The sequence below is a fragment of the Caulobacter sp. SL161 genome (assembly GCF_026672375.1).
Taxonomy (GTDB): domain Bacteria; phylum Pseudomonadota; class Alphaproteobacteria; order Caulobacterales; family Caulobacteraceae; genus Caulobacter.
This window is the reverse complement of the sequence record NZ_JAPPRA010000001.1, coordinates 1,844,856-1,865,989: the sequence shown is the minus strand read 5'-3', so window position 1 is coordinate 1,865,989 and position 21,134 is coordinate 1,844,856. Positions and strand designations below refer to the sequence as shown.

At 67.7% G+C, this 21,134-nt stretch carries 19 protein-coding genes and 1 pseudogene; 14 read left to right on the top strand and 6 right to left on the bottom strand.

The annotated features are described in order from the left end of the window. Nucleotides 1-36: 36 nt before the first annotated feature. From OVA11_RS08995 to OVA11_RS08970, 6 genes and pseudogenes are all read left to right on the top strand, one after another. Nucleotides 37-1,632, top strand: a complete 1,596-nt coding sequence (locus OVA11_RS08995) for an amino acid permease (protein ID WP_268067101.1) — start codon at nt 37-39, stop codon at nt 1,630-1,632. Nucleotides 1,633-1,767: 135 nt separating this feature from the next. Continuing rightward, entirely contained in the window at nt 1,768-2,484 is a 717-nt protein-coding gene (locus OVA11_RS08990) for an MBL fold metallo-hydrolase (RefSeq protein ID WP_268067100.1), read from the top strand. A 90-nt stretch (nt 2,485-2,574) separates the two neighbouring features. Beyond that, the gene (locus tag OVA11_RS08985; RefSeq protein WP_010919066.1) at nt 2,575-3,339 is read left to right on the top strand and encodes a response regulator; all 765 of its coding nucleotides are present in this window, start codon (nt 2,575-2,577) and stop codon (nt 3,337-3,339) included. Further along, nucleotides 3,336-4,763, top strand: coding sequence for an ATP-binding protein (locus OVA11_RS08980; RefSeq protein WP_268067099.1), 1,428 nt, complete (start codon nt 3,336-3,338; stop codon nt 4,761-4,763). The genes OVA11_RS08985 and OVA11_RS08980 overlap by 4 nt, the downstream gene beginning before the upstream one ends. Nucleotides 4,764-4,878: 115 nt before the next feature. Next, nucleotides 4,879-5,611, top strand: a pseudogene (locus OVA11_RS08975) (hypothetical protein). A gap of 220 nt (nt 5,612-5,831) precedes the next feature. Next, nucleotides 5,832-6,038, top strand: a complete 207-nt coding sequence (locus tag OVA11_RS08970) for a general stress protein (RefSeq protein ID WP_268067098.1) — start codon at nt 5,832-5,834, stop codon at nt 6,036-6,038. Nucleotides 6,039-6,089: 51 nt separating this feature from the next. Here the strand turns inward: OVA11_RS08970 and OVA11_RS08965 are convergent, their stop codons facing one another. Then, the gene (locus OVA11_RS08965) at nt 6,090-6,734 is read right to left on the bottom strand and encodes a TetR/AcrR family transcriptional regulator (RefSeq protein ID WP_268067097.1); all 645 of its coding nucleotides are present in this window, start codon (nt 6,732-6,734) and stop codon (nt 6,090-6,092) included. 63 nt (nt 6,735-6,797) lie between these two features. After that, nucleotides 6,798-7,889, bottom strand: coding sequence for an MBL fold metallo-hydrolase (locus tag OVA11_RS08960; protein WP_268067096.1), 1,092 nt, complete (start codon nt 7,887-7,889; stop codon nt 6,798-6,800). A gap of 86 nt (nt 7,890-7,975) precedes the next feature. Here OVA11_RS08960 and OVA11_RS08955 point away from each other — a divergent pair, with 86 nt between their 5' ends. Next, nucleotides 7,976-8,884, top strand: coding sequence for a haloalkane dehalogenase (locus OVA11_RS08955; protein WP_268067095.1), 909 nt, complete (start codon nt 7,976-7,978; stop codon nt 8,882-8,884). Nucleotides 8,885-8,898: 14 nt separating this feature from the next. Then, complete coding sequence (locus tag OVA11_RS08950; protein WP_268067094.1) at nt 8,899-9,378, top strand: DUF1330 domain-containing protein; 480 nt, start codon at nt 8,899-8,901, stop codon at nt 9,376-9,378. A 4-nt stretch (nt 9,379-9,382) separates the two neighbouring features. Here OVA11_RS08950 and OVA11_RS08945 read toward each other — a convergent pair whose 3' ends face one another. Continuing rightward, nucleotides 9,383-10,399, bottom strand: coding sequence for a formylglycine-generating enzyme family protein (locus tag OVA11_RS08945; RefSeq protein ID WP_268067093.1), 1,017 nt, complete (start codon nt 10,397-10,399; stop codon nt 9,383-9,385). Further along, entirely contained in the window at nt 10,387-12,042 is a 1,656-nt protein-coding gene (locus tag OVA11_RS08940; RefSeq protein ID WP_268067092.1) for a sulfatase-like hydrolase/transferase, read from the bottom strand. Before OVA11_RS08940 ends, OVA11_RS08945 begins: the two co-directional genes overlap by 13 nt. 71 nt (nt 12,043-12,113) lie before the next feature. Here OVA11_RS08940 and OVA11_RS08935 point away from each other — a divergent pair, with 71 nt between their 5' ends. Beyond that, nucleotides 12,114-13,466, top strand: coding sequence for a DsbA family protein (locus tag OVA11_RS08935; protein ID WP_268068930.1), 1,353 nt, complete (start codon nt 12,114-12,116; stop codon nt 13,464-13,466). Here the strand turns inward: OVA11_RS08935 and OVA11_RS08930 are convergent. After that, a complete protein-coding gene (locus OVA11_RS08930) occupies nt 13,463-14,092 on the bottom strand; it encodes a cysteine hydrolase (protein ID WP_268067091.1) in 630 nt (209 codons plus the stop codon). The genes OVA11_RS08935 and OVA11_RS08930 overlap by 4 nt on opposite strands. Then, nucleotides 14,089-15,156: an LLM class flavin-dependent oxidoreductase gene (locus OVA11_RS08925; RefSeq protein ID WP_268067090.1), complete on the bottom strand. Its 1,068-nt coding sequence runs from the start codon at nt 15,154-15,156 to the stop codon at nt 14,089-14,091. Before OVA11_RS08925 ends, OVA11_RS08930 begins: the two co-directional genes overlap by 4 nt. Nucleotides 15,157-15,318: 162 nt before the next feature. Here OVA11_RS08925 and lptC point away from each other — a divergent pair, with 162 nt between their 5' ends. From lptC to cerR, 5 genes are read left to right on the top strand one after another with little or no spacing between them, the layout of a single operon-like run. After that, on the top strand, nt 15,319-15,951 hold the full coding sequence (gene lptC, locus OVA11_RS08920; protein ID WP_268067089.1) for an LPS export ABC transporter periplasmic protein LptC: 633 nt from the start codon (nt 15,319-15,321) through the stop codon (nt 15,949-15,951). A gap of 1 nt (nt 15,952) precedes the next feature. After that, a complete protein-coding gene (locus OVA11_RS08915; RefSeq protein ID WP_268067088.1) occupies nt 15,953-17,080 on the top strand; it encodes a glycerophosphotransferase in 1,128 nt (375 codons plus the stop codon). Next, nucleotides 17,077-18,408 carry a lipopolysaccharide biosynthesis protein gene (locus tag OVA11_RS08910; protein WP_268067087.1) on the top strand — a complete coding sequence of 444 codons (1,332 nt, stop codon included), beginning with the start codon at nt 17,077-17,079 and terminating at the stop codon, nt 18,406-18,408. Before OVA11_RS08915 ends, OVA11_RS08910 begins: the two co-directional genes overlap by 4 nt. Before the next feature lie 4 nt (nt 18,409-18,412). Further along, nucleotides 18,413-20,131: a fatty acyl-AMP ligase gene (locus tag OVA11_RS08905; RefSeq protein ID WP_268067086.1), complete on the top strand. Its 1,719-nt coding sequence runs from the start codon at nt 18,413-18,415 to the stop codon at nt 20,129-20,131. Next, on the top strand, nt 20,121-21,074 hold the full coding sequence (cerR, locus tag OVA11_RS08900) for a ceramide reductase (protein WP_268067085.1): 954 nt from the start codon (nt 20,121-20,123) through the stop codon (nt 21,072-21,074). The genes OVA11_RS08905 and cerR overlap by 11 nt, the downstream gene beginning before the upstream one ends. Nucleotides 21,075-21,134 lie beyond the last annotated feature (60 nt).

The following is a 21,134-nucleotide window of genomic DNA, read 5'->3' as shown; positions in this document are numbered from 1 at the left end:
CGGCGGAGGTTCGCTGGTCGTTGGGGAAACGCACACATGGCCGGAAACAGGCTATTTTTGAAAAAGTCGATCGCGAGCATCCAGAAGGAGGCCGCGCATAGCCAGCTTAAGCGTACGCTGGGTCCCATCAATCTGATGAGCCTGGGCGTCGGCGCGATCATCGGCGCCGGCATCTTCGTGCTTACGGGTCAGGTGGCCTCGGCCAACGCCGGCCCCGCCATCATGCTGTCGTTCATCGTCGCGGGCATCGCCTGCGCCCTGGCCGGCCTGTGCTACGCCGAACTGGCCTCGACCATGCCGGTTTCGGGCTCCGCCTACACCTACGCCTACGGCACCCTGGGCGAGGTTTTCGCCTGGATCATGGGCTGGCTGCTCGTGCTCGAGTACGGCGTGGCCGCCTCGACCGTGGCGGTCGGCTGGTCGGGCTATGTGGTCAGCACCCTGCACGCACTGGGCATCAACTTCCCGATGATCCAGGTCGCCGGCGCTGATGCGCCCATGTGGGCGACGCCGCTGATCCAGGCCGTGGCCGCGCCCGGCGGCGGCACGATGTTCGCCATGACCGGCACGCTGAACCTGGTGGCCGCCATCGGCATCGCCATGGTTTCGGCCCTGCTGGTGGTCGGCGTCAGCGAGTCCGCCAACGTCAACAACGCCATCGTGGTCATCAAGGTGATCGTTCTGGTCACGTTCATCGCGGTCGGCGCGCAATACATCAACCCGGCCAACTGGGTGCCCTTCATCCCCGAGCCGACCGGTCAGCCCGGCGAGTTCGGCATCGGCGGCATCTTCCGCGGCGCCGCCATCATCTTCTTCGCCTATGTCGGCTTCGAAGCCGTTTCGACCGCCGCCGCCGAGGCCAAGAACCCCTCGCGCGACGTGCCGATCGGCATCCTGGGCGCCCTGATCATCTGTACGCTGATCTACATGGCCGTGGCCGCCGTCATGACCGGCGTCGTCCCCTTCCGTGAACTGGCCAGCCCGGCCCCGATCGCCGTCGCCATCGACCGCATGGGTCTGGAATGGGCCGACATCCCGTACGCCGCGGCTGAGGGCGGCAAGCTGAACCTGCTCAGCTTCGCCATCAAGATCGGCGCCATCACCGGCCTGTCCTCGGTCATGCTGGTGCTGTGCTACGGCCAGACCCGCATCTTCTACACCATGGCCCGCGACGGCCTGCTGCCGAAGGTGTTCGCCGAGATCCACCCCAAGTTCCGCACCCCCTGGATGGGCACCATCCTGCTGGGCGTGGTGATCGCCATCGCCGCCTCGTTCCTGCCGATCAGCCTGCTGGGCGATCTGGTGTCGCTGGGCACGGCCGTGGCCTTCTCGATCGTCTGCCTGTCGGTGATCTATCTGCGCATCAAGCACCCCGACCTGCCGCGTCCGTTCAAGGTGCCGGGCGGCATCTTCACGGCGGCGGCCGGCATCGCGGCCTGCTTGTTCCTGGCCTATCAGAACTTCCAGCCGATGATCGTTCACGCGATGAACGACAACCCGCTGCCGCTGATGATCCTGGGCGGTTACGCCGCCGTCGGCGCAATCATCTATATCGCCTACGGCTACTGGCACTCGAAGCTGGCCAAGGGTATCGACATCACCGAAGAGACCGACGCGAACTCGCCCGCCTAGGGCGATAGGTGCGGTGTTGACGACGTGAGTTGAGCAACGCCGTTTCTGCGGAAAACGAAGGCCCGGGAGCGATCCCCGGGCCTTCTTCATTTGAGCGGCCCCTGCGTCTATGTTGCGGGTAGCCAAGGAGTTTCCATGACCCAGACCATGCCGATCGGCGCCGTGATCGCCCCGGTCACCCCGCTGCAGCAGAACTGCACGATCGTCTGGTGCGCCAAGACCCTGAAAGCCGCCGTGATCGATCCCGGCGGCGAGGTCGACCGCCTGCTCAAGGCCATCGCCGACAAGGGCCTGACCCTGGAGAAGATCTGGATCACTCATGGCCATATGGACCACGCCGGCGGCGCGGCCGAACTGAAGGCGCGAACCGGCGCCCCGATCGAGGGCCCGCACAAGGATGACCAGTTCTGGATCGACCGCATCCAGGACAGCGGCGAGATGTACGGCATGCCCGAAGCCCGGATCTTCGTCACCGATCGCTGGCTGGACGATGGCGATACGGTCACCCTGGGCGAGACCGAATTCGAGGTCTTCCACTGCCCGGGCCACACGCCTGGACACGTGGTGTTCTTCCACCGCGAGACCAAGTTCGCCCAGGTCGGCGACGTGCTGTTCCAAGGCTCGATCGGCCGCACGGATTTTCCGATGGGCAACCACCAGGACCTGATCGACTCGATCACCCAGAAACTGTGGCCGCTGGGCGAGGACGTGCGCTTCGTGCCGGGCCATGGCCCGATGTCGACCTTTGGGGCCGAGCGCCGGGGCAATCCCTTTGTCGGCGATCGCGTGGTCGCGGCGATGAAGGCGCAAGGCGCCGGCTTCACGATCCCGAAAAACAACTCCCCCGGCTAGGCAGGCCTGAGACGTCCGGTCGCGGACTGGGTTGCGCGGCTGTTTCAGCCGTGAAATCTGAACGTGACGGGGGCGTGACAGGAAATTCGCATGGAAAACGTCCAAAACGCCGCCCAAAGCGAGCTCGAGGCCGTCCGCGGGGCGCCTTCGCGGATCCTGATCGTCGATGACGATCCGGGCATACGCGACGTGGTGTCCGACTTTCTCGCCAAGCACGGCTATGTGGTCGAGACCGCCCAGGATGGCCGCACGATGGAGCAGGTTCTGGCGCGGGGGCCGATCGACCTGATCGTGCTCGATGTCATGCTGCCCGGCGAAGACGGCCTGGCCATCTGCCGCCGGCTCTCCGCGACGCCCGAAGCTCCCGCCATCATCATGCTGTCGGCGATGGGCGAGGAAACCGACCGCATCGTCGGCCTGGAGCTGGGCGCGGACGACTATCTGCCCAAGCCCTGCAACCCGCGCGAGCTGTTGGCCCGCGTCCGCGCCGTGCTGCGCCGACGCCAGGAGCCGCGCGCGGTCGACGACGCGATGGGCGCGGCCTGCGAGTTCGCCGGTTGGCGCCTGGACCTCGTGCGCCGCGAACTGCGCTCGCCTCAGTCGATCGTGGTGAACCTGTCCAGCGGCGAGTTCTCGCTGCTGCGCGCCTTCGTCGAGCGTCCCCAGCGCGTCCTCACGCGCGACCAGTTGCTGGATCTGGCGCGGGGTCGCGACAGCGACGCCTATGATCGCGCCATCGACGTCCAGATCAGCCGCCTGCGCCGCAAGCTCGATGATGGCGGGGGCAGCGAACTGATCCGCACTATCCGCAGCGAAGGCTACATGTTCACCGCCAAGGTCGTGCGCACCCCATGATCCTGTCCCGGCGCGGCGCGCCGCTGTTCGTTCAGGCGCTGGAACTGGTGATCGTCACCCTGGTGGCGGCCCAGCTGATTTCGATCGCGGTGATCTTCACCCTGCCCCCGCCGCCGCCAGAATTCTATCGCTCCAGCGAGATCGTCCGGGCGCTCAAGACCGGTCAGCCGGTTCAGCCGCGCGACGGGCGGCTTCTGGTCGTCAAGCAAGACGGCTCGATCCGCGCGGGCAACCCCGAGACGCCGCGTCGCGCCGACTTCAAGGCCGGTATCGGCAAGGCGCTGGGCGTGCCGGCCAACCGCGTCGAACTGCAGATCGACAACGGCCCGCGCTTCTTCGTCCGTCGCACGCCGGTCACCCCGCCCAGGCCCGACGCGCCGCCGGCGGGGGCGAATGGTCGGCCAGGCGCGCGCGAGCCCTTCGCTCGTGAAGGCGGCGCGCCGGGCGGCGGTGACAACGCGCGCAGCGCTCAGGCGCGCGACGAGCCCCTGATCTTTGGCGACTTCAAGGTCGGCGTTCGGCAGAGCGACGGCCGCTGGCTGGTCGTCGAGCCCAAGCCCACCCTGCGCTTCGACAGCTGGCAGCAACGCATCCTGCTGATCCTGCTGTTGTCGGTGATCGCCGTGACGCCGCTGGCCTGGCTGTTCGCCCGTCGCCTGGCGCAGCCCATCACCGCCTTCGCCGACGCCGCCGAGCGTCTCGGCAAGGACCCCCGCACCCCGCCCCTGAGCATCACCGGCTCGGGCGAGGTGGTGGCGGCGGCCAACGCCTTCAATATGATGCAGGAGCGCCTGCGCCGCTACGTCGAGGATCGCACGGCCATGGTCGGCGCGATCGCTCACGACCTGCGCACGCCGCTGACGCGCCTGAAGTTCCGGATTGAGGCGGCGCCCGAGGATATCCGTCCCAAGCTCGCGGCCGATATCGACCAGATGGAGGCGATGATCTCCGCCACCCTGGGCTTCGTACGCGACACCAATCGCCCCGCCGAACGCACGAAGCTGGAGCTGTCCTCGCTGCTGGAAAGCGTGATGGACGAAGCCGCCGAGACGGGCGGCGATGCGACCGTCGAGAGGACCGAAAAGACCGTGATCGAAGGCGATCCCGTCGCCTTGAAGCGTCTGGTCTCCAACCTCGTCGAGAACGCCTTGAAGTACGGCGGCCGCGCGCGCGGCAGGGTGTTCTCCGAGGACGGCATGGCGATCATCGAGATAGACGACGACGGCCCCGGCGTGCCGCCTGCTGAGCTGGAGCGCGTCTTCGAGCCGTTCTATCGCGGTGAGCCGTCACGCAATCGCGAGACAGGCGGCATTGGCCTGGGGCTGGCCGTGGTCCGCTCGCTGGCCCGGGCGCACGGTGGCGATGTGGTTCTGGCCAACCGCCTGGGCGGCGGCCTGCGCGCCACGGTCAAGTTGCCGGCCTGATTGCGGCGGGAACGGGTCTGGATTGTTTCGACCCTGAGGGGCGCCCGGCGGGATCGGTCATCTCAAGGCCAAGCTTTTGGTCTCCATAGCCTGACCGCTTGGAGAGCCCCTAAAGATGCTTCGTTCGCTTGGCCTGACCGCCGCCCTCGCCACGATCCTGGCCGCTTGCGCCAGCGCCCCCCGGTGGCCCGCCCGGTGGCCCGCCGGCGCGCTTCGGCCCGAAGGACGGAGCGGGTCCGAAGGGCGACATGGAGGGTCCGCAGCTCTTCATCAGCCCTGCGGGCGAGCCTTTCCGCGCACCGCCTAAAGCCCCCTACCCCGTCGAGACCTGGTTCGCCGGCGCAGACGCCAACCACGACGGCGCGCTGAACCGCGAGGAGTTCGTGGCCGACGCCCTGCGCTTCTTCGCAGTCCTCGACGTTGACCGTAGCGGCGTCATCGACGGCTTCGAGGTCTCCGCCTACGAAAACCGTATCGCGCCGGAGATCATCGGCGGTCCGCCCCCCGCCTCGCTGCGCCGGGGGCCCATGGGGCTGGGACAGGACGGCGGCGAGCCCCCTCGGCGCGCACGCCAGGGCGCCAATGTGCTGCAAGGCGCCGCGCTTTACGGGCTCATCGCCGAGCCGCAACCCGTGATGGCCTCGGACGGCGACTTTGATCGGCGGATCACCCGCGATGAAGCCGCCAAGGCCGCCAAGACGCGCTTTGCCCTGCTGGACACAGACCGGGACGGCCTTCTGCGTCTGGCCGAACTGCCCAAGACCCCAGCGCAAGGCGGCTTGCGCCCCGGGCGTGGCGGCGGTCAGGGACCAGGGCCGGGCGGCCGCGGCGCCCCCCCGCGCGGCTGATGCGGGCCCTCGCTTCAACCGAGACCAGATCCGCAAGACGGCGCAATTCGTCAGCTCAATCAGTGAACCGAAAGCGGCTTCGCCGGTTATGTCACTGGAATGCAGAGGAAACGACGCCCGTGACCAACCCCGACGCCGGTCGATCCCTGCGGACGACTGTCCCTACAACGCCGCCTTTCCGCGCGTCCCGCCCGTGACACGTCCCCACTAGGAGCCCCAGATGGACACCGATAGCGAACGTCCCCGCGGCCGTCGCGGTTTCGCCGCCATGGATCCGGAACGCCGCCGCGAGATCGCCAGGAAGGGCGGCGCCAGCGTACCCAGTGAGAAACGCAGCTTCGCCAAGGATCGAGATCTCGCCGCCAACGCCGGTCGAAAAGGCGGCTCGTCGTCACGCGGCGGACGGCCGGGCGAGCGCACGCTGTAGAGCAAGCCCCGGTTAAAGCGCGTCGACCTCGCACACGGGGCCGGCGCGTTTTCACAGGTCCGCTTGCGCGTCTGGAACGCCTTGTAGGAGGCCGCTGATCATCGCCTGCAAGATCTCGGTCGTCCGCTTCGGCGACAAATCCTGATCGCGGCGAAGGCGGTTCCAGGCGTCGAAGCTGAGCAGCAGATCGATCCCCTCGAAGCGTATGCGATCCTTGGCGATCTCCGGCGGCAGCTGGCGGCGCAGGATTTCGCGCGAGATCTCCACCATCTTGGTGTTGTCGGCCCGAAGCGTCGGCGAATTGTGACGCAGGACTTCCGACGCCCGCTTGAAGGGCGCGATCCGCTCGTAGGCCCATCCCCGACGCTCGACAAGCTCAAGCACCCGGTCGCGCCAGGTGGCGCCCTTGAACGGCGTGTGGACCAGCGACATCAGCTCGCCCTCGATCACCGCCGACATCTCAAGATACAGGCTCTCAAGGTCCTTGAAGTGGCGAAACACGGTCCGCAGGCCTACGTCGGCGCGGGTGGCCACCAGTTCCGCCGAGGGCGAAATGTCCCCTTCCCGCACAAGATCCAGCATGGCCTGGACGATCCGGGCGCGGCTGTCTTGGGAACGCCGACGGCGCCCATCCGCGGCGGGAGCTTCGGGCGCGACATCGGCCCCCGCTCGAAGATAGCGCGGCGCGGAACTCACGAACGGGACCTCCCTGTGTTCCGCCCTGCTTAGCCCCGCGAGCGCCGCAGGGCCAAGTCCAATCTAGAGTGCGAGCAAGCGGTTGGACCACTTGATCTCCTTCGAGCCCGCCGGCAGCGAGGCGAAGTCGCCGTCGCGGCCGACCTTGATCGGCCCGCCGAAAATCTCGCGCGAGCGGCCCAGGAACGGTCCGTCCAGCGCCCGCACCGGCAGCGGCGGGATGATGTGATAGAACATCAGCGCGCCGACGCCGGCCGTCTTGGCCTCTTGGGCCGCGACCTCGGGGGCGGTGTGATAGTCAAGAATGTCGTGGAAGATCTTGGCGTAGTTCTCGCGTCCGATCTTTTCGGCGACCTCCTTCTGGACGGCGACGAGGCTCGGGGCCAGGCCTTCGTGCAGCAGCAGGTCCGCGCCCTTGGCGGCCTTAACGAGGCGCTCCGAAGGACCGGTGTCGCCGCTGATCACGACGCTGCGGCCCTTGTATTCGAAGCGATAGCCGACCGCGCCCTCGACCGGATGGTGCGCCACCGGGAAGGCCCAGACCTTCAAGCCGGGCTTTTCCAGCACCAGGACATCGGGCGCCGCCGGATCGGCCACGAAGGCGCGCGGATCGCCGCCGAAGCCTGAGGGCGGCGCGACGGCCTCGCCGTGGTGGGCGATGCGATAGCCCCGGTCCAGCGCATAGGCCTGCTCGAAGCCCTCAACCACCTGGTCCAAGCCTTGCGGGCCATAGACCGGCGTCGGCGTCTTGGTGGCCCCGCTCGCCCAGCGCTGCAGCATCAGTTCGCCCAGGTCGGCGATGTGGTCGGAATGATAGTGGGTGATGAAGACCGCGCTGACGCGTGGCGGCGGCATGTTCATGAGCAGCAGGTTGCGGGTCGAGCCCGACCCGGAGTCGACGACGAACAGGTCCTTGCCGGCGACCACCGCGACGCAGGGCCCCGACCGTAGCGGATCGGCCATCGGCGAGCCCGCGCCGCAGAGACCCACGTGCAAACCGTCCGGCAGATCCTGCATCGTGTCGACGGCCAGGACCTGCTCATAAATCTTGCGCATAGCGGCCTGCGCCAGGCGCTCGCGCATCAGCCAGGCGGTTCCCAGCCCGACAGCGATCACGCCCGCAGCGACTCCCAACCCGATCCAGACCTTGCGCATCCGCCCTCTCCATCTCGTCCTTGACCAATAGGCGACATAATGGCACGCATAGTGTCAATACAAATCTCGACGGTCGGAGAAAACGGATGGATGTGTTGCGAACGCCGGATGCGCGGTTCGAAGGCCTGGCCGATTGGCCCTACGCGCCGCGCTACACCGAGGTGACCGACGCCGACGGCACGACGCTCCGCATCCACCACGTGGATGAGGGCCCCAAGGATCAGCGCCCCATCCTGCTGATGCACGGCGAGCCGTCCTGGGCCTATCTCTACCGAAAGGTGATCGCCGAACTGACCGCCAAGGGACATCGCGCCGTCGCCCCCGACCTCGTCGGCTTCGGCCGTTCCGACAAGCTCGCCAAACGCACCGACTACACCTACGAGCGCCACGTGGCCTGGATGAGCGCCTGGCTGGAAAAGAACGATCTCAAGGACATCGTCCTGTTCTGCCAGGACTGGGGCGGCCTGATCGGCCTACGCCTGGTGGCCGCCTTCCCGGAACACTTCTCGGCCGTCGTGGTCTCCAACACGGGCCTGCCGATCGGCGTGGGCAAGAGCGAGGGCTTCGAGGCCTGGCTGAACTTCAGCCAGAACACGCCGGAACTGCCGGTCGGCTTCATCCTGAACGGCGGCACGGCCCGCGATCTCTCAGACGCCGAGCGTGCGGCCTATGACGCGCCGTTCCCGGACGAGAGCTACAAGGAAGGCGCGCGGATCTTCCCCGCCCTGGTGCCGATCACGCCGGAGCACGCCTCGGTCGAGGAGAACAAGGCCGCCTGGGCGGTGCTCGAGACGTTCGACAAGCCCTTCGTCACCGCGTTCAGCGACGCCGACCCGATCACGCGCGGCGGCGAAGCGATGTTCCTGGCCCGCGTGCCGGGAACCAAGAACGTGGCGCACACCACGCTGAAAGGCGGCCACTTCGTGCAGGAAGACAGCCCCGGCGAGATCGCCGCCCTGCTGGACGGCCTCGTCGCTGGCCTGCCCAAACCCTAAACCGGAGCGTTCAGATGAAGGTCGTCAACACCGTCTTCCCCAGCCCTGAGCAGTTCCAGGCGTTCTTCGGTGCCCCGGACGATGGTCCGTTCGTCATGGTCAACCTCTTGAAGTTCAAGGAGAAGGCCGAGTATCCCGACGGCTCGGAACCCGAGCTTTCGGGCCGCGAGGCCTATGCCCGCTACGGCGCGGTAGTGTCCGGGCTCGTCGAAGCGCTCGGCGGTCGCATCCGCTACAGCGGCGCAGTCACGGGCCTGCTGCTGGGCGAGGTCGAGGAGATGTGGGACGCGGTCGCCCTGGCCGAGTACCCGTCCCTCGCCGCCTTTCAGGCCATGGCCCTGTCGCCCGAGATGCACGCCATCGAGCACCATCGGAAGGCCGGCCTTGCGGGTCAGCTCAATATCAGGACCCGGCCGGGGCCAGGCTTCGAGTCGCACGGCGTGCACAACGACGAGCGCGTGTGGAAGCCCGAAAAGGCCAACGCGGTGAACTGAGCGCTTAGCGCTCGGCGCGGAGCACGGTGCGGAAACCGACATGCGACGCGCCGCTGTCCGGCGGCCCAGGCGTTCGCGCCGCAGGCCGATAGCGGAAGCAGTAGTCGTCGGCGCAAAGGAACGAACCGCCCTTCACGACGTGCTTGGGCGTGTTCGGGTCCTCGGGATCCAGGGCGCGCGCCTCGGGCGGACCGCCCGTCTCGAGGACGCTGACCGGATCCAGGCCCGGCTTGAACCAGTCTCGGGTCCACTCCCAGACATTGCCGGCCATGTCGCGCAGGCCATAGCCGTTGGGCGGGAAGCAGCCGACAGGCGCGGGCTTGGCCTTGAAGCCGTCATCGCCAAGGTCCTGGGCCGGGAACACGCCTTGCCAGGTGTTGGCGCGCGGCTTGGCGGGATCCTGCGCCTGGTCGCCCCAGGTGTAGCGCTTGCCGATCAGCCCTCCACGCGCGGCGTACTCCCATTCCGCTTCCGTAGGCAGGTCACGGCCCAACCATTTGGCGTAGGCCATGGCGTCCTCCCAGGCGATGTGGACGACGGGCCAGGCCTCCTTGCCCCGGATGTTGGAACCCGGCCCTTCCGGATGTCGCCAGTCGGCGCTGGGGATCACCTGCCACCATTGGGAAGGATCGTCCGACCTCGCCCCCTTCGCCCCCACGAAGACGAGCGAGGCCGGACGCCGCTGCGCCGCCGGTACGTGGGCGTAGCGCGCGGGGTCGAGCGGTCGCTCGGCCACGGTGCGATAACCCGTGGCCTCGACGAACCGCGCGAAGGCGGCGTTGGTGACCTCTGTTTGGTCGATCCAGAACGGCGCGACCGTGACCGTCTGGGGCGGTCCCTCTTCCGGACGCAGCGGCGCAGCGCCCATCTGGAAGTCGCCGCCTGCCAGTCTCACCATCCCCGCCTTACGGTTCTGGGGGTCTGGAACCGGCAGGTCCGCCAGGCAAGCCTTGGGCGCCGGCTGGCCGCAGCCGGCCAGCGCCAGAAGCATCAGGACGGGAAGCGCCGTCAGTTTTCCCAATAGATATACTCGTCGCTGGGCTTGGCCTTCTGGCCGCCCGGATGGTCGATATAGAAGGCGCCCGAAACCAGCGATGGCCAGGTCGGCTTCATCATCTGTCCGTCCAGTTGCGCCATGATCGCCTGCATCTCGCGCAGCTTCTCGGGCCGCGCCTTAGACAGCTCCTGGCGCTCGGTCGGATCAGTGGCCAGGTCAAAGAGCCAGGTCTTGTTCGGCTCCTTGGCCACCTGCAGTTTCCAGCCGCCGGCGAGCACCGTCTTGTAGCCGCCCGAACGCCAGAAGATCGCCTTGTGCGGATCGCCCGCGGCCTGCCCCTTCACGAACGGCACGAGGTCGACGCCGTCCAGCACCCGATCCTTGGGTGTGGGCGCACCGGCGGCGCCGGCGGCCGTGGCGAAGATGTCCACATGGCCCACCGGGCTGCGATAAACTGCGCCGGCCGGCAACTGCTCGGGCCAACGCAGCAGGAACGGCACCTTGATCCCGCCCTCGAAGAAGGTCGCCTTCCAGCCGCGATAGGGCTTGTTGATATCCGGCAGGCCAATGTAGTTCGCGCCGCCGTTGTCCGAGGTGAAGATCACCAGGGTGTTGTCGTCCAGCCCCCGGTCCTTCAGCGCCTGCAGCACCTTGCCGACATTGCGGTCGAGGTTGCGGACCATGGCGGCATAGACCCGCATCCGGTGATCCTTGATGTGCGACAGCGCATCATAGTCGGCCTTGGGCGCCTGCAGCGGCGTATGGACGGCGTTGTAGGCCAGATACATGAAGAACGGCCGGTTCTTGTTGGCGTCGATCGCCTTCACAGCCTCGTCCGTCAGATAGTCGGTCATGTAGTGGCTGGGGTTGAACAGCTTGCCGCCGTTGAACTGCACGGCGAACGGCGCTGCGCCCCAAAGGAACTTGTCGATCGGATCCCAGTCCTGGCGCGACTCGACGACTCCGGGATCACCAACAGGCGCAAACAGCGAGGCGCCCGCCATGAAGCCGAGGCTTTCGTCAAAACCCTGATCCTCCGGGCGCGAACCTTTGACGCCGCCCAGATGCCACTTGCCCAGGTGAATGGTGTGATAGCCCTTGGTCTTGAGCGCCTCGGCGATCGTCACCTCGGCGGCGGGCACGGCTAGAACGTTCTCGTCCTTGGGCATGTTCTTCACCTCGGCCTGATTGAAGCGCGAGGGATGCAGAGGATCGCCGGCATGGCCGCCGACCACGCGTGAGAAGGCCACGGGCGTCGGGGTGAACTCAAAGCCAAAGCGCGTCGCATAGCGGCCGGTCATGATCGCCGCGCGCGAGGGCGCGCAGGTGGCGTTGCCGCTGTAGCCGTTGGCGAAGGTGACCCCCTCCTTGGCGATCGAGTCGATGGCGGGCGTGGGCACTGTGCCGCCCGCGACGCCGCCGCCATTCAACGTGATGTCGTTGTAGCCGAGGTCGTCGGCGAGAATGAACACGACATTGGGCGGCCGCTGACCGTCCGCCGGCGGCGCTTGCGGTCCCTTGGCCCAGGTCACCGGCATATTGGCTTCGATCTTCGGCTGCCGGGCCTTGGCCAGCATCACGATCAGGTCGAAACGGAAATGCCAGGCCGTCGCGCCCGCGACAGCCAGAACCGCCACACCCGCGACAAGCGGCTTCCAGGCCTTCATGCGCGTCTCCCTCTCTTATCGTTGGCGCAGCATATATTGACATTCACCGTGCCGCTAGATGTCATCCAACGATCCCATCGGAGATCTCGCCCGTGTCCCTGCGCACCTCGATCATGCGAAGCGTGACCACCGCCCTGACCAGCCCGACCCGGCGCAAGCTGGCGCGAGACGCTGCGGCGCTTTCGGCGCGTCTGCGCGGCGAGCGACCGACCATTCGCTATTTCCATCAGGCCGACGATCCCTATTCCCACCTGGCGGTTCAGATGCTGCCGCGCCTGCGCGCGCGCTATGCGGCGGATATCGAGATCCGTCTCGTTCCGCCACCGGCGGACTCCGCCGCCCCCGACCGCGAGCGCCTGCGCGCCTATGGCGTACGGGACGCGATCCGGCTGGCGCGGAGTCGTGGACTTGGCTTCCCGGCCGATGCGACACTGCCCACGACTGAGGCTGTTCAACGTCTTCAGAGCGTTCTGGCCGACGCCCTCGAACAGGGTCGATTCGACGATGTCGCCTACGCGGCGGGGGCGGCGCTGTGGTCGGGGGATCATAGAACGCTCGCGGACATGGCCACCCGGGCGGGCGGTCAGGCCCCAACGCTGGCTGAAAGGCTTCTGAAGACCGGCGAAGAACAACGCGCCAAGCTGGGCCACTATCTGGGCGGCATGTTCCACTTCGAGGGCGAATGGTTCTGGGGCGTCGACCGCCTGGGCCACCTGGAGGCGCGCCTCGCCGCACGCGGCCTGGACCGGGAGGCGGGTTCACCGCTGCTGGCGCCGGCCTTCGAACCTTCGCTGGGCCCGCCGCCGGAGGGCGCGGCGCCGACGATCGAAGCCTGGTTCTCGTTCAGGAGCCCCTACTCCTGGCTCTTCATGCCGCGCATCCGCCATCTGGCGCAGGCCTATGGCGCGACACTGGAATTGCGCCCGATCCTGCCGATGGTCATGCGAGGCCTAGCGGTGCCCCGGATCAAGACGATCTACATCACCCTGGACTGCAAGCGCGAAGCCGAACGCGTGAACCTGCCGTTCGGTCGGATTGTCGACCCCGTCGGCGCGGGAGCCGAACGCGCTCTGGCCGTCCTCCACCACGCGATGACGCTTGGCTTGGGTGAACAGTTCGCGGAACTGGGCCTCAAGGCCGCCTTCGCCGACGGAATCGCCCTGGCCGAAGACGAGGGGCTTTACGGGGTGGCGCGGCGCGCGGGGCTGACCGACGCCCAGACCGCCGCCGCCCTGGCCGACGACAGCTGGCGACAGCGCGCCGAGACCAATCGCGCCGCCCTGCTCGAGGCCGGACTGTGGGGCGCGCCGACCTTCCGCATCACGGGTCACCAAGCGCACTGGGGCCAGGACCGGCTCTATATGCTGGAAGAAGACCTGCGGGCGGCGATGCAAGGCGCCGCAGCGCCGCGACAGGACGGCTAGACGGCCGAGCGCCAAGCCACGACGACGCTGTCACTATCGGTCAGGATCGCCGTGTTGAGCTCCAGCATCCGCAAGGCCGCCGCATGCAGTTCAGGCTCATAGGCGGCGCAGGCGTCGATCGGCACGAACACATGGAAGTCGTGATTGAAGGCGTCGCGCGCGGTGCTGTCGATACAGCATTCCGTGGTCAGCCCCGCCAGCACAAGCGTGTCGACGCCCCTCGCCGCCAACTGAGCGGCGATGTCGGTGTCCCAGAAGGGGCTGTAGCGCGTCTTGCGGAACACGAGGTCGTCGGCTTGAGGCTGAGGCCCGACGAAGGCGCTGCCCGGCGCGCCGGCGCGACACAGCCCGGGGCTGTCTGCAGCCGTATGACCCTGCCGCCGCAGGCGCTCGCTCCATGCCCAAGAGTCGGTCTCGGGCGTCGTGAACAGACCCACGAACACCACCGGCGTCCCGGCGGCGCGCGCGGCCTCCGCCAGACGCTGGGCCGCCGCAAGAGCGCCCGGCACGGCCGACAGATCCATGCCCCACTGGGCGGACAACCCCTCGGGCGCGGCGAAATCGACCTGCATGTCCACAATCACCAACGCCGTACGCTGCGGCGCGATCCAGGTCGGCAAGCTCACGAGAACACCCCCCGCAGGCCCGGCAGGATCTCCGCCCCGAACATGGAAAGCCCTTCGACATAGTCCGGAAAGATCAGCATCAGGCCGTCCAGTTCGCACGCCGTGACAAACGCCTCGATCTGCTCGCGGCAAGAGGCGGGCGAACCGACCACGGTCTGGGTCATGAACGCGCCCTGCTGCCTCGCCGTCGCCTGCAGCCGGTCTGCGGGGACGCCCCAACTGGCCAGCATGGCGAGAATGGCTCCAATATCGGCGCCCTCAGCGTAGCGCGCCACTAGGGCCTGAGCGGCGGCGTCGGTGGATCCATGGATCACCGTGCACATCGCATAGGTTCGGACCGATCGCCCCAGGTCTGCGGCCATGCGCTTGGCCCGGCGGGAGGCCTCGCGGTGCTCCTCGCGCGAGCGTCCGCCGATAAAGCAGGCGTCAGCCTCACGCACCGAGAACTGGAAGCCGCGATCCGACATCCCCGCGCAGATCAGTTCCGGGCGAGGCCTGGCCAGGGGCTTGGGCTTGGACTGGCAGTCCTTCATCGTGAAATAGCGGCCGGAAAAGTCGACGCTGTTTTCGGTCCAGAGCCGTTTGACGATCGTCGTCCATTCCTCGGCGAGGGCGTAGCGGTCGTCGTGCGACAGCGAATCGTCCCAGGCGCTCATCTGGTCGAACTCGGCCTTGTAGGCGCCGGCCACGATGTTGAGGCCCGCCCGGCCGCCGCTGATCTGGTCCAGGGTCGCGATCATCTTGGCCGCCACGGCGGGGTTCTGCAGCAGCGGATGCACCGTCGCCCAGATGCGCACCCGCTTGGTCGCCTCGGCGATGGCCGCCATCAAGGTCACCGACTCCAGCGACGTGCCCCAATGGTCGGTCTCACCGCCAAAGCCGCGGAACTTGCCCATCGACATGACGAAATCCAGGCCGATCTCATCCGCCAGCACGGCCGCCGCCCGGTTCTGGGCGTAGAGGCCGTCAAGCGTGGGCGTGGTGGCGGACACGATCCAGCCGCCGTTGGCCACGGGCAGGAAGACACCAAAGTCCTTGTGCGGCGAAGGTCTGGAGAACATCACGCGGATCCTTACACGGCCCGCCGGTAAGGATCACGCGCTTCGCTGTCATGGACAACCACGCTCGAAACCGGCCCGACCGTCCGCCCGTTGTGGCCACGGGAGGGTTCGCCGGAAAACAAAGGTCTTGGGCGAACGGCGGCGGAGGATTATCCATGGCCGCAAATGCTCACCCAGTCCGATGGCGCCGCCGCCATCCTCCCTTCCCAAACCGCCGCGGAACGGGCCCGCAACCGTCGCCGGAAACCTGTCCGGCGGCTGCGCCTGGGACTGGCCGTCTTCGCGGCCGGCGTCGCTGCGACCGTGATCGTTCAGGCCGCCTGGCGCAGCCTCGCCTCGGGCAAGCTCCAGACCCAGGCCGCCACCGCGCCGCTCGTGCTGGACAAGCCCCGCTTCACCGGCGTTCTGAAGGACGGCCGCCCGTTCCTGATCACCGCGGAACGCGCCGAGCGCGACGCAAAGGATCAGAACATCGTCCGCCTGACCGCGCCCCTGCTGGTTCGGGGCTATGGCGAGCCCAATCCCAGCCAGGCCACGGCCAAGTCGGGCGTGTACCGCGAGGCCGAGAACACCCTCCTGCTGACCGATGAGGTGAAGATCACCAGCGCCGAGGGCTTTGACTTCGACGCGCCCCGAGCGCTGATCGACCTGCGCACCGGCGCGGTCAGCGGCGACGCGGGGATCGCGGGGTCCGGACCCAAAGGCAGCACGCGCGCCAGCGCCTATGAGGTGACCGACAAGGGCGACCGGGTGGTGCTGAAGGGCGGCGTGCGCACGCGGCTGGAGCCGCGACACTGACGTGGCCAAAGCCAAACGCGTCTGCTTTCTCTACATCGCACAGCATCATCAGGTTTGGCACAGCCTGTCGGTGGCCGTCGCCATGGTCCGGCTTTGGCCCCACATCAAGGTCGAGATCGCGGCCACAACGCCCGAACTGCTCGACTATGTCTCCAGCCTGCTGTCGGAACTCGGCGGCGCCGACATCGCGCTGGTGCTGCTGCCGCCCGCCTGGTTGAGACGCCTGGGCGGAGACGGTGCGCCGCCCAAGGCGCCGATGCTGATCGCCAATGCGCGACGCCTGGCGCGCTACGACGCGGTCATCACGCCCGAGCGGACCACATCGCTTCTGCGCCGCCTGGGCGTGCGTCACCCGCTGCTGGTCTACACCCAGCACGGCGCCGGCGACCGGGAGGGCCCCTTCGAGCCGCGTCTTAAGCTGTTCGATCTGGTCATGGCCGCCGGTCCCAAGCAGCGCGATCGCATGCTGCGCGAAGGCTGGGTGACCCCTGAGACTTGCGCCATGGTCGGCTACCCGAAGTTAGACCTCGTCGACGCACTGCCCGCGCGTGATGGCCCCCGCTTCGACAAGCCGGGTCCGATTGTTCTCTACAACCCACACTTCCACCCGGAGCTCGGCTCCTGGTCGCGCTGGGGCCGGACCGTTCTGGACGCCTTCACCAAAGACAGTCGCTACAACCTGATCTTCGCGCCGCACATCCGCCTGTTCGAGACGGCCTCCAGCGATGAGCGGGCCACCTTTGCGGCCTATGCCGAGCACCCGCGCATCCATATCGACCTTGGCGGCCCCGCTGCGGCCGACATGACCTATACCCAGAGGGCCGACCTCTATCTGGGCGACGTCTCAAGCCAGGTCTACGAGTTCCTCCGCACGCCCAAGCCGTGCCTGTTCCTGAACGCAAGCGGCGCCGACTGGCGAGGGGATCCCAGCTATCAGCACTGGTTGTATGGCCAGGTTCTGGACTCGGCGGATAAGCTTGGCGACGCGGTCGACCAAGCCTTCGCGACCCACGGCGACTATCGTCAGGCCCAGATTGAGGGAATTGCTGAGACGTTCGACGTCCAGAACACTCCCGCCTCCGAACGCGCCGCTCAAGCGATCGTCGACAAGCTGGAGAGGGTCGCGTGACGGACGTCCCTCCGAGCCCGCTCAAGAAGGTGCTCGCCAACGCCGGCCAGCTGCTGAGCGGCCGCGTGGTGAACGCGATCATCGGCCTAGCCTATATCGCCCTGACCGCGCGAAGCCTCGGCGCGGAAATGATGGGCGTGCTGGTGATCATCAACGCCTTCGCCCAGTTCCTGGGCGAGGTCGCCCACTTCCAGTCCTGGCAGACCCTGATCACCTATGGCGCCGGCCCCTTGCTGGAAGACGACAAGCGCCGCTTTCAGCAGGTGCTGCGCTTCACGCTGCTTCTCGACCTGATCAGCGCGGTGCTGGGCATCCTGCTCGGCATGCTGGGCGCGTGGTTCTTCTGGCGGCAACTCAGCTGGCCCGAAGGCATGAACGGCTATGGCGCGCTCTACGCCCTGTCGATCGGCGTGATGACCTCGGCGTCGGGCGTGGGCCTGCTGCGCCTGTTCGACCGGTTTCGCTTTCTGGCCGCCGAGCAGGCGATCAGTTCGCTCGTCCGGCTGATCGGCTGCGCGATCTGCGCGGTGACGCAAGCCCCGATCCAGTACTTCCTGCTGGCCTGGGCGGCGGGAACCTTTGCTGCGTTCTTCTACATCGCCGCCATCGCCATTTGGGACCTGAAGCGCAAAGGCCTCCTCAGCGGCTTCACGGTGGTGGGCCCGACCAGCAAGGACCTGCCAGGCGTCTGGCGGTTCGCCATGGCGACCAACTTCTCCGGGACGCTGGACGTCGGCTTCACCCACGTGCTGACCATGGCGGTCGGCGCGCTGCTGGGTCCCGCGCAAGCCGCGCTTTGGCGGATCGGCAAGCAGGTCGCCGACGGCATGGCCAAGCCCGCGCGCCTGATGGTGCCGGCGCTCTATCCGGAACTGGCCAAGATGCGCGCCTCTGGCGGCCAGCAGGCCATGACCAAGCTGGCGGTGCAGATCGCCCTGATCGGCGGCGCGGCGGCGGGGGTTCTGCTGCTGGTCAGTCTGCTTTCGGGGCGCTGGATCCTCGAGACCGTCATGGGCCCTGGCTTCGGGGCTGCGGCGGGCGTGATGAACTGGCAGGTGGCCGCGGCGGCGATCGGCGTGATGACCTTGCCGCTGGAGCCGATGCTGGTGTCGATGCGCGCGGCGGGCGCGGCGATGATGGTCCGCCTGGTCGTCGTTCTGACCTATCTGGCGTGCCTGGTTCCGCTGATCAGGACCTTTGGCCTGACCGGCGCAGGCGCCGCCCTGGTTGCGTCCGCTTTGGCAATGGCCATTGGCATGTATTTCATGGCGCGCCGCAGGCTCGCCCGACTCGCGGCGGAGGAAAGCTCTGCGCCGCGACCGACTTAAGACGATGAAGGCCCAAGTTATGATCACGCCCACGGCGTCTGACCGCACTGTCCGGTTCGCCGACTTCCCGACCCTGACCCAGGCCCTCGATTTCGCCGCGACCGGCGAGACGGGGATCAACCTCTATTCGCTGCGCGGCGAGCTGGTCGAGGCCCTGCCCTACGCCAAGCTGCGCGACGAGGCGGTTGTGCTGGCGCGGCGTCTGCTGGCGACCGGCGCCAAGGTCGGTGACAGCGTGGCCTTGCTGGCCGAGACCGACGGTGACTTCGTCCGCGCATTCTTCGCCTGTCAGTACGCCGGCCTGCTGCCCGCGCCCATGGCGCTGCCCACCCCGCTGGGCGGTCGCGAGGCCTATATCGAGCAGATCTCCAACCTGGCCCGCTCGGCCAAGGCCAACATCCTGATCGGTCCGACCGGACTCAAGGACTGGGTCGCCGAGATCGGCGCCCGTGCCGGTCTCTCGTTCGCCGGGCCCCTGGCCGACCTGCCCGAGGACGCCGGCGCGGCGTTGCCGATCATCACGCCGGAAGATCCCTGCTATCTGCAGTTCTCGTCGGGCAGCACCCGTACGCCAACCGGCGTGCTGGTCCGCCACAAGGCCCTGATGGCCAACTGCGTGGCCATCACGCGGGACGGGCTGCAGGTGAAGGCGTCCGACCGCGCCATCTCGTGGCTGCCGCTCTATCACGACATGGGCCTGATCGGCTTTTTGCTGAGCCCGCTCAGCTGCCAGATGACGGTCGACCTTTTGCCCACCGGCGCCTTCGTGCGCCGGCCGCTGCTGTGGATCGACCTGATCGGCCGCAACAAGGCCACGATCGCCTACAGCCCGACCTTCGGCTACGAACTGTGCGCCCGACGCGTCCAGGGCCAGCCGCTGGACAACTACAGCCTGTCGCACTGGCGCAGCGCGGGCCTGGGCGGCGACATGATCCGCATGCCGCCCCTGAAGGCCTTTGTCGAAGCCTTCGCCCCCGCCGGCTTCTCGGACAAGGCCTTCGTCGCCAGCTACGGCATGGCCGAGGCCACCCTGGCCCTGTCGATGGCCCCGCTGGGCAAGGGCCTGCGCGCCGAGACCCTGGACGTCGAGCGCCTGGAGCGTGACGCCTTGGCCGTCGAGGCGCCGGAGGGCTCCGAGCGCGCCCGCGAGTTCGCCCGCTGCGGCCCCGCCCTGCCGGACCACTTCCTAGAGGTGCGCGGCGACGACGGCCAGGTGCTGCCCGAACGCGGTGTCGGCCGCATCTTCGCCAAGGGCCCCTCCGTGATGAGCGCCTATTTCGCCAATCCCGAGGAAACCGCCCGGGTGCTCTCGGCCGACGGCTGGCTGGACACCGGTGACATCGGTTTCAAGATCGACGACGAGATCGTCATCACCGGCCGCGCCAAAGACCTGATCATCCTCAACGGCCGCAACATCTGGCCGCAAGACCTTGAATGGACAGCCGATAACGAGATCGACGGTTTGCGCAGCGGTGACGTCTGCGCGTTCGCGATCCCGGCTGAGCCAGAGGACGAAGTCGTGGTCCTGGTCCAGGCCCGCGGGGGCGACGCCGACAGCCGCGCAGCGCTGCGCGAGTCCATCGCGACCCTGCTGCGCACCCGTCATGGCGTCGAAGCCAAGGTGAAGCTGGTGGGCGCCCACGCCCTGCCCCAGACCTCGTCGGGCAAGCTCAGCCGCTCGAAGGCCAAGACGGCTTATCTGGCCGGGACCTATGGCGACTGACGCGCGCGGCGTCGTCGCCATCACGGGCGCGACCGGCTTTCTGGGCCGTCATCTGGTGCGCGCGCTGGCCCAGGACGGCTGGCGACCTCGCGTCCTGGTGCGCCGGGACCCGGTCCATCCGTTCTGGCTTGGCCTGGAGGTCGAGGTCGTCACGGGCGATCTTGGAACGCCCAGGGCGCTGGACCGGTTGGCGAGGGGCGCAGAGGTCTTCATCCATGTCGCCGGCCTGATCAAGGCGACGACTCTGGAAGGCTTCAACCGGGTCAACCAGGACGGCGCCCGCGCCGCGGCCGAGGCGGCCAGGGCCGCCGGGGCCCGGTTCATCCTGGTTTCCAGCCTCGCGGCTCGCGAACCGTCCCTCTCGAACTACGCCGCCAGCAAGCGGGCGGGCGAAGACGCGGTGCGCGCCGCCGATCCCAGCGCCCTCATCGTTCGCCCGCCGGCGATCTATGGTCCGGGGGACACCGAGACGCTCGGGCTGTTCCAGCTGGCCGCTCGCAGCCCGGTCCTGCCGGTGCTGTCGCAGACCTCGCGCGTCGCCATGATCCATGTCGAGGACGCGGCGGCGAAGCTCGTTGCGTTCTGCCGGACACCCGTTTTGGGTCTGGTCGAGCTCTCCGATGTGCGGCGCGACGGATACACTTGGACGGAAATCATGCGCGGCGCGGCCCACGTCATGGGCGCGAAACCCCGTCTGATAAGGCTTCCCGACCCAGGCATTTTGACCGCCGGAGCCCTTGTGGATGCTTGGTCTTCTCTGACAAACACGCCTTCGGTCTTCGGTTTAGGCAAGGCTAGGGAGTTGCTTCACACCGATTGGACCCCATCTAGCGCTCCGATGGCGGAGGGAGTACCCAGCAAGTTCGGCCTGATCGACGGGTTCACTCACACCGTCGATTGGTACCGAGCGGCGGGGTGGCTACCCAAAAATATCGTCGCCTAGTTCAAATATGGCGGAAATCTGACAGACTCGCCGTTACAGTAGTGACACGGGTGGGGCTCC

What these genes read in the sequence shown, in the direction of transcription:
- OVA11_RS08950 (WP_268067094.1), top strand. Translation starts at nt 8,899, where the DNA reads ATGAAGGTCGTCAACACCGTCTTCCCCAGCCCTGAGCAGTTCCAGGCG.
- OVA11_RS08990 (WP_268067100.1), top strand. Translation starts at nt 1,768, where the DNA reads ATGACCCAGACCATGCCGATCGGCGCCGTGATCGCCCCGGTCACCCCG.
- lptC (WP_268067089.1), top strand. Translation starts at nt 15,319, where the DNA reads ATGCTCACCCAGTCCGATGGCGCCGCCGCCATCCTCCCTTCCCAAACC.
- OVA11_RS08960 (WP_268067096.1), bottom strand. Translation starts at nt 7,889, where the DNA reads ATGCGCAAGGTCTGGATCGGGTTGGGAGTCGCTGCGGGCGTGATCGCT.
- OVA11_RS08905 (WP_268067086.1), top strand. Translation starts at nt 18,413, where the DNA reads ATGAAGGCCCAAGTTATGATCACGCCCACGGCGTCTGACCGCACTGTC.
- OVA11_RS08955 (WP_268067095.1), top strand. Translation starts at nt 7,976, where the DNA reads ATGGATGTGTTGCGAACGCCGGATGCGCGGTTCGAAGGCCTGGCCGAT.
- cerR (WP_268067085.1), top strand. Translation starts at nt 20,121, where the DNA reads ATGGCGACTGACGCGCGCGGCGTCGTCGCCATCACGGGCGCGACCGGC.
- OVA11_RS08940 (WP_268067092.1), bottom strand. Translation starts at nt 12,042, where the DNA reads ATGAAGGCCTGGAAGCCGCTTGTCGCGGGTGTGGCGGTTCTGGCTGTC.
- OVA11_RS08995 (WP_268067101.1), top strand. Translation starts at nt 37, where the DNA reads ATGGCCGGAAACAGGCTATTTTTGAAAAAGTCGATCGCGAGCATCCAG.
- OVA11_RS08980 (WP_268067099.1), top strand. Translation starts at nt 3,336, where the DNA reads ATGATCCTGTCCCGGCGCGGCGCGCCGCTGTTCGTTCAGGCGCTGGAA.
- OVA11_RS08985 (WP_010919066.1), top strand. Translation starts at nt 2,575, where the DNA reads ATGGAAAACGTCCAAAACGCCGCCCAAAGCGAGCTCGAGGCCGTCCGC.
- OVA11_RS08970 (WP_268067098.1), top strand. Translation starts at nt 5,832, where the DNA reads ATGGACACCGATAGCGAACGTCCCCGCGGCCGTCGCGGTTTCGCCGCC.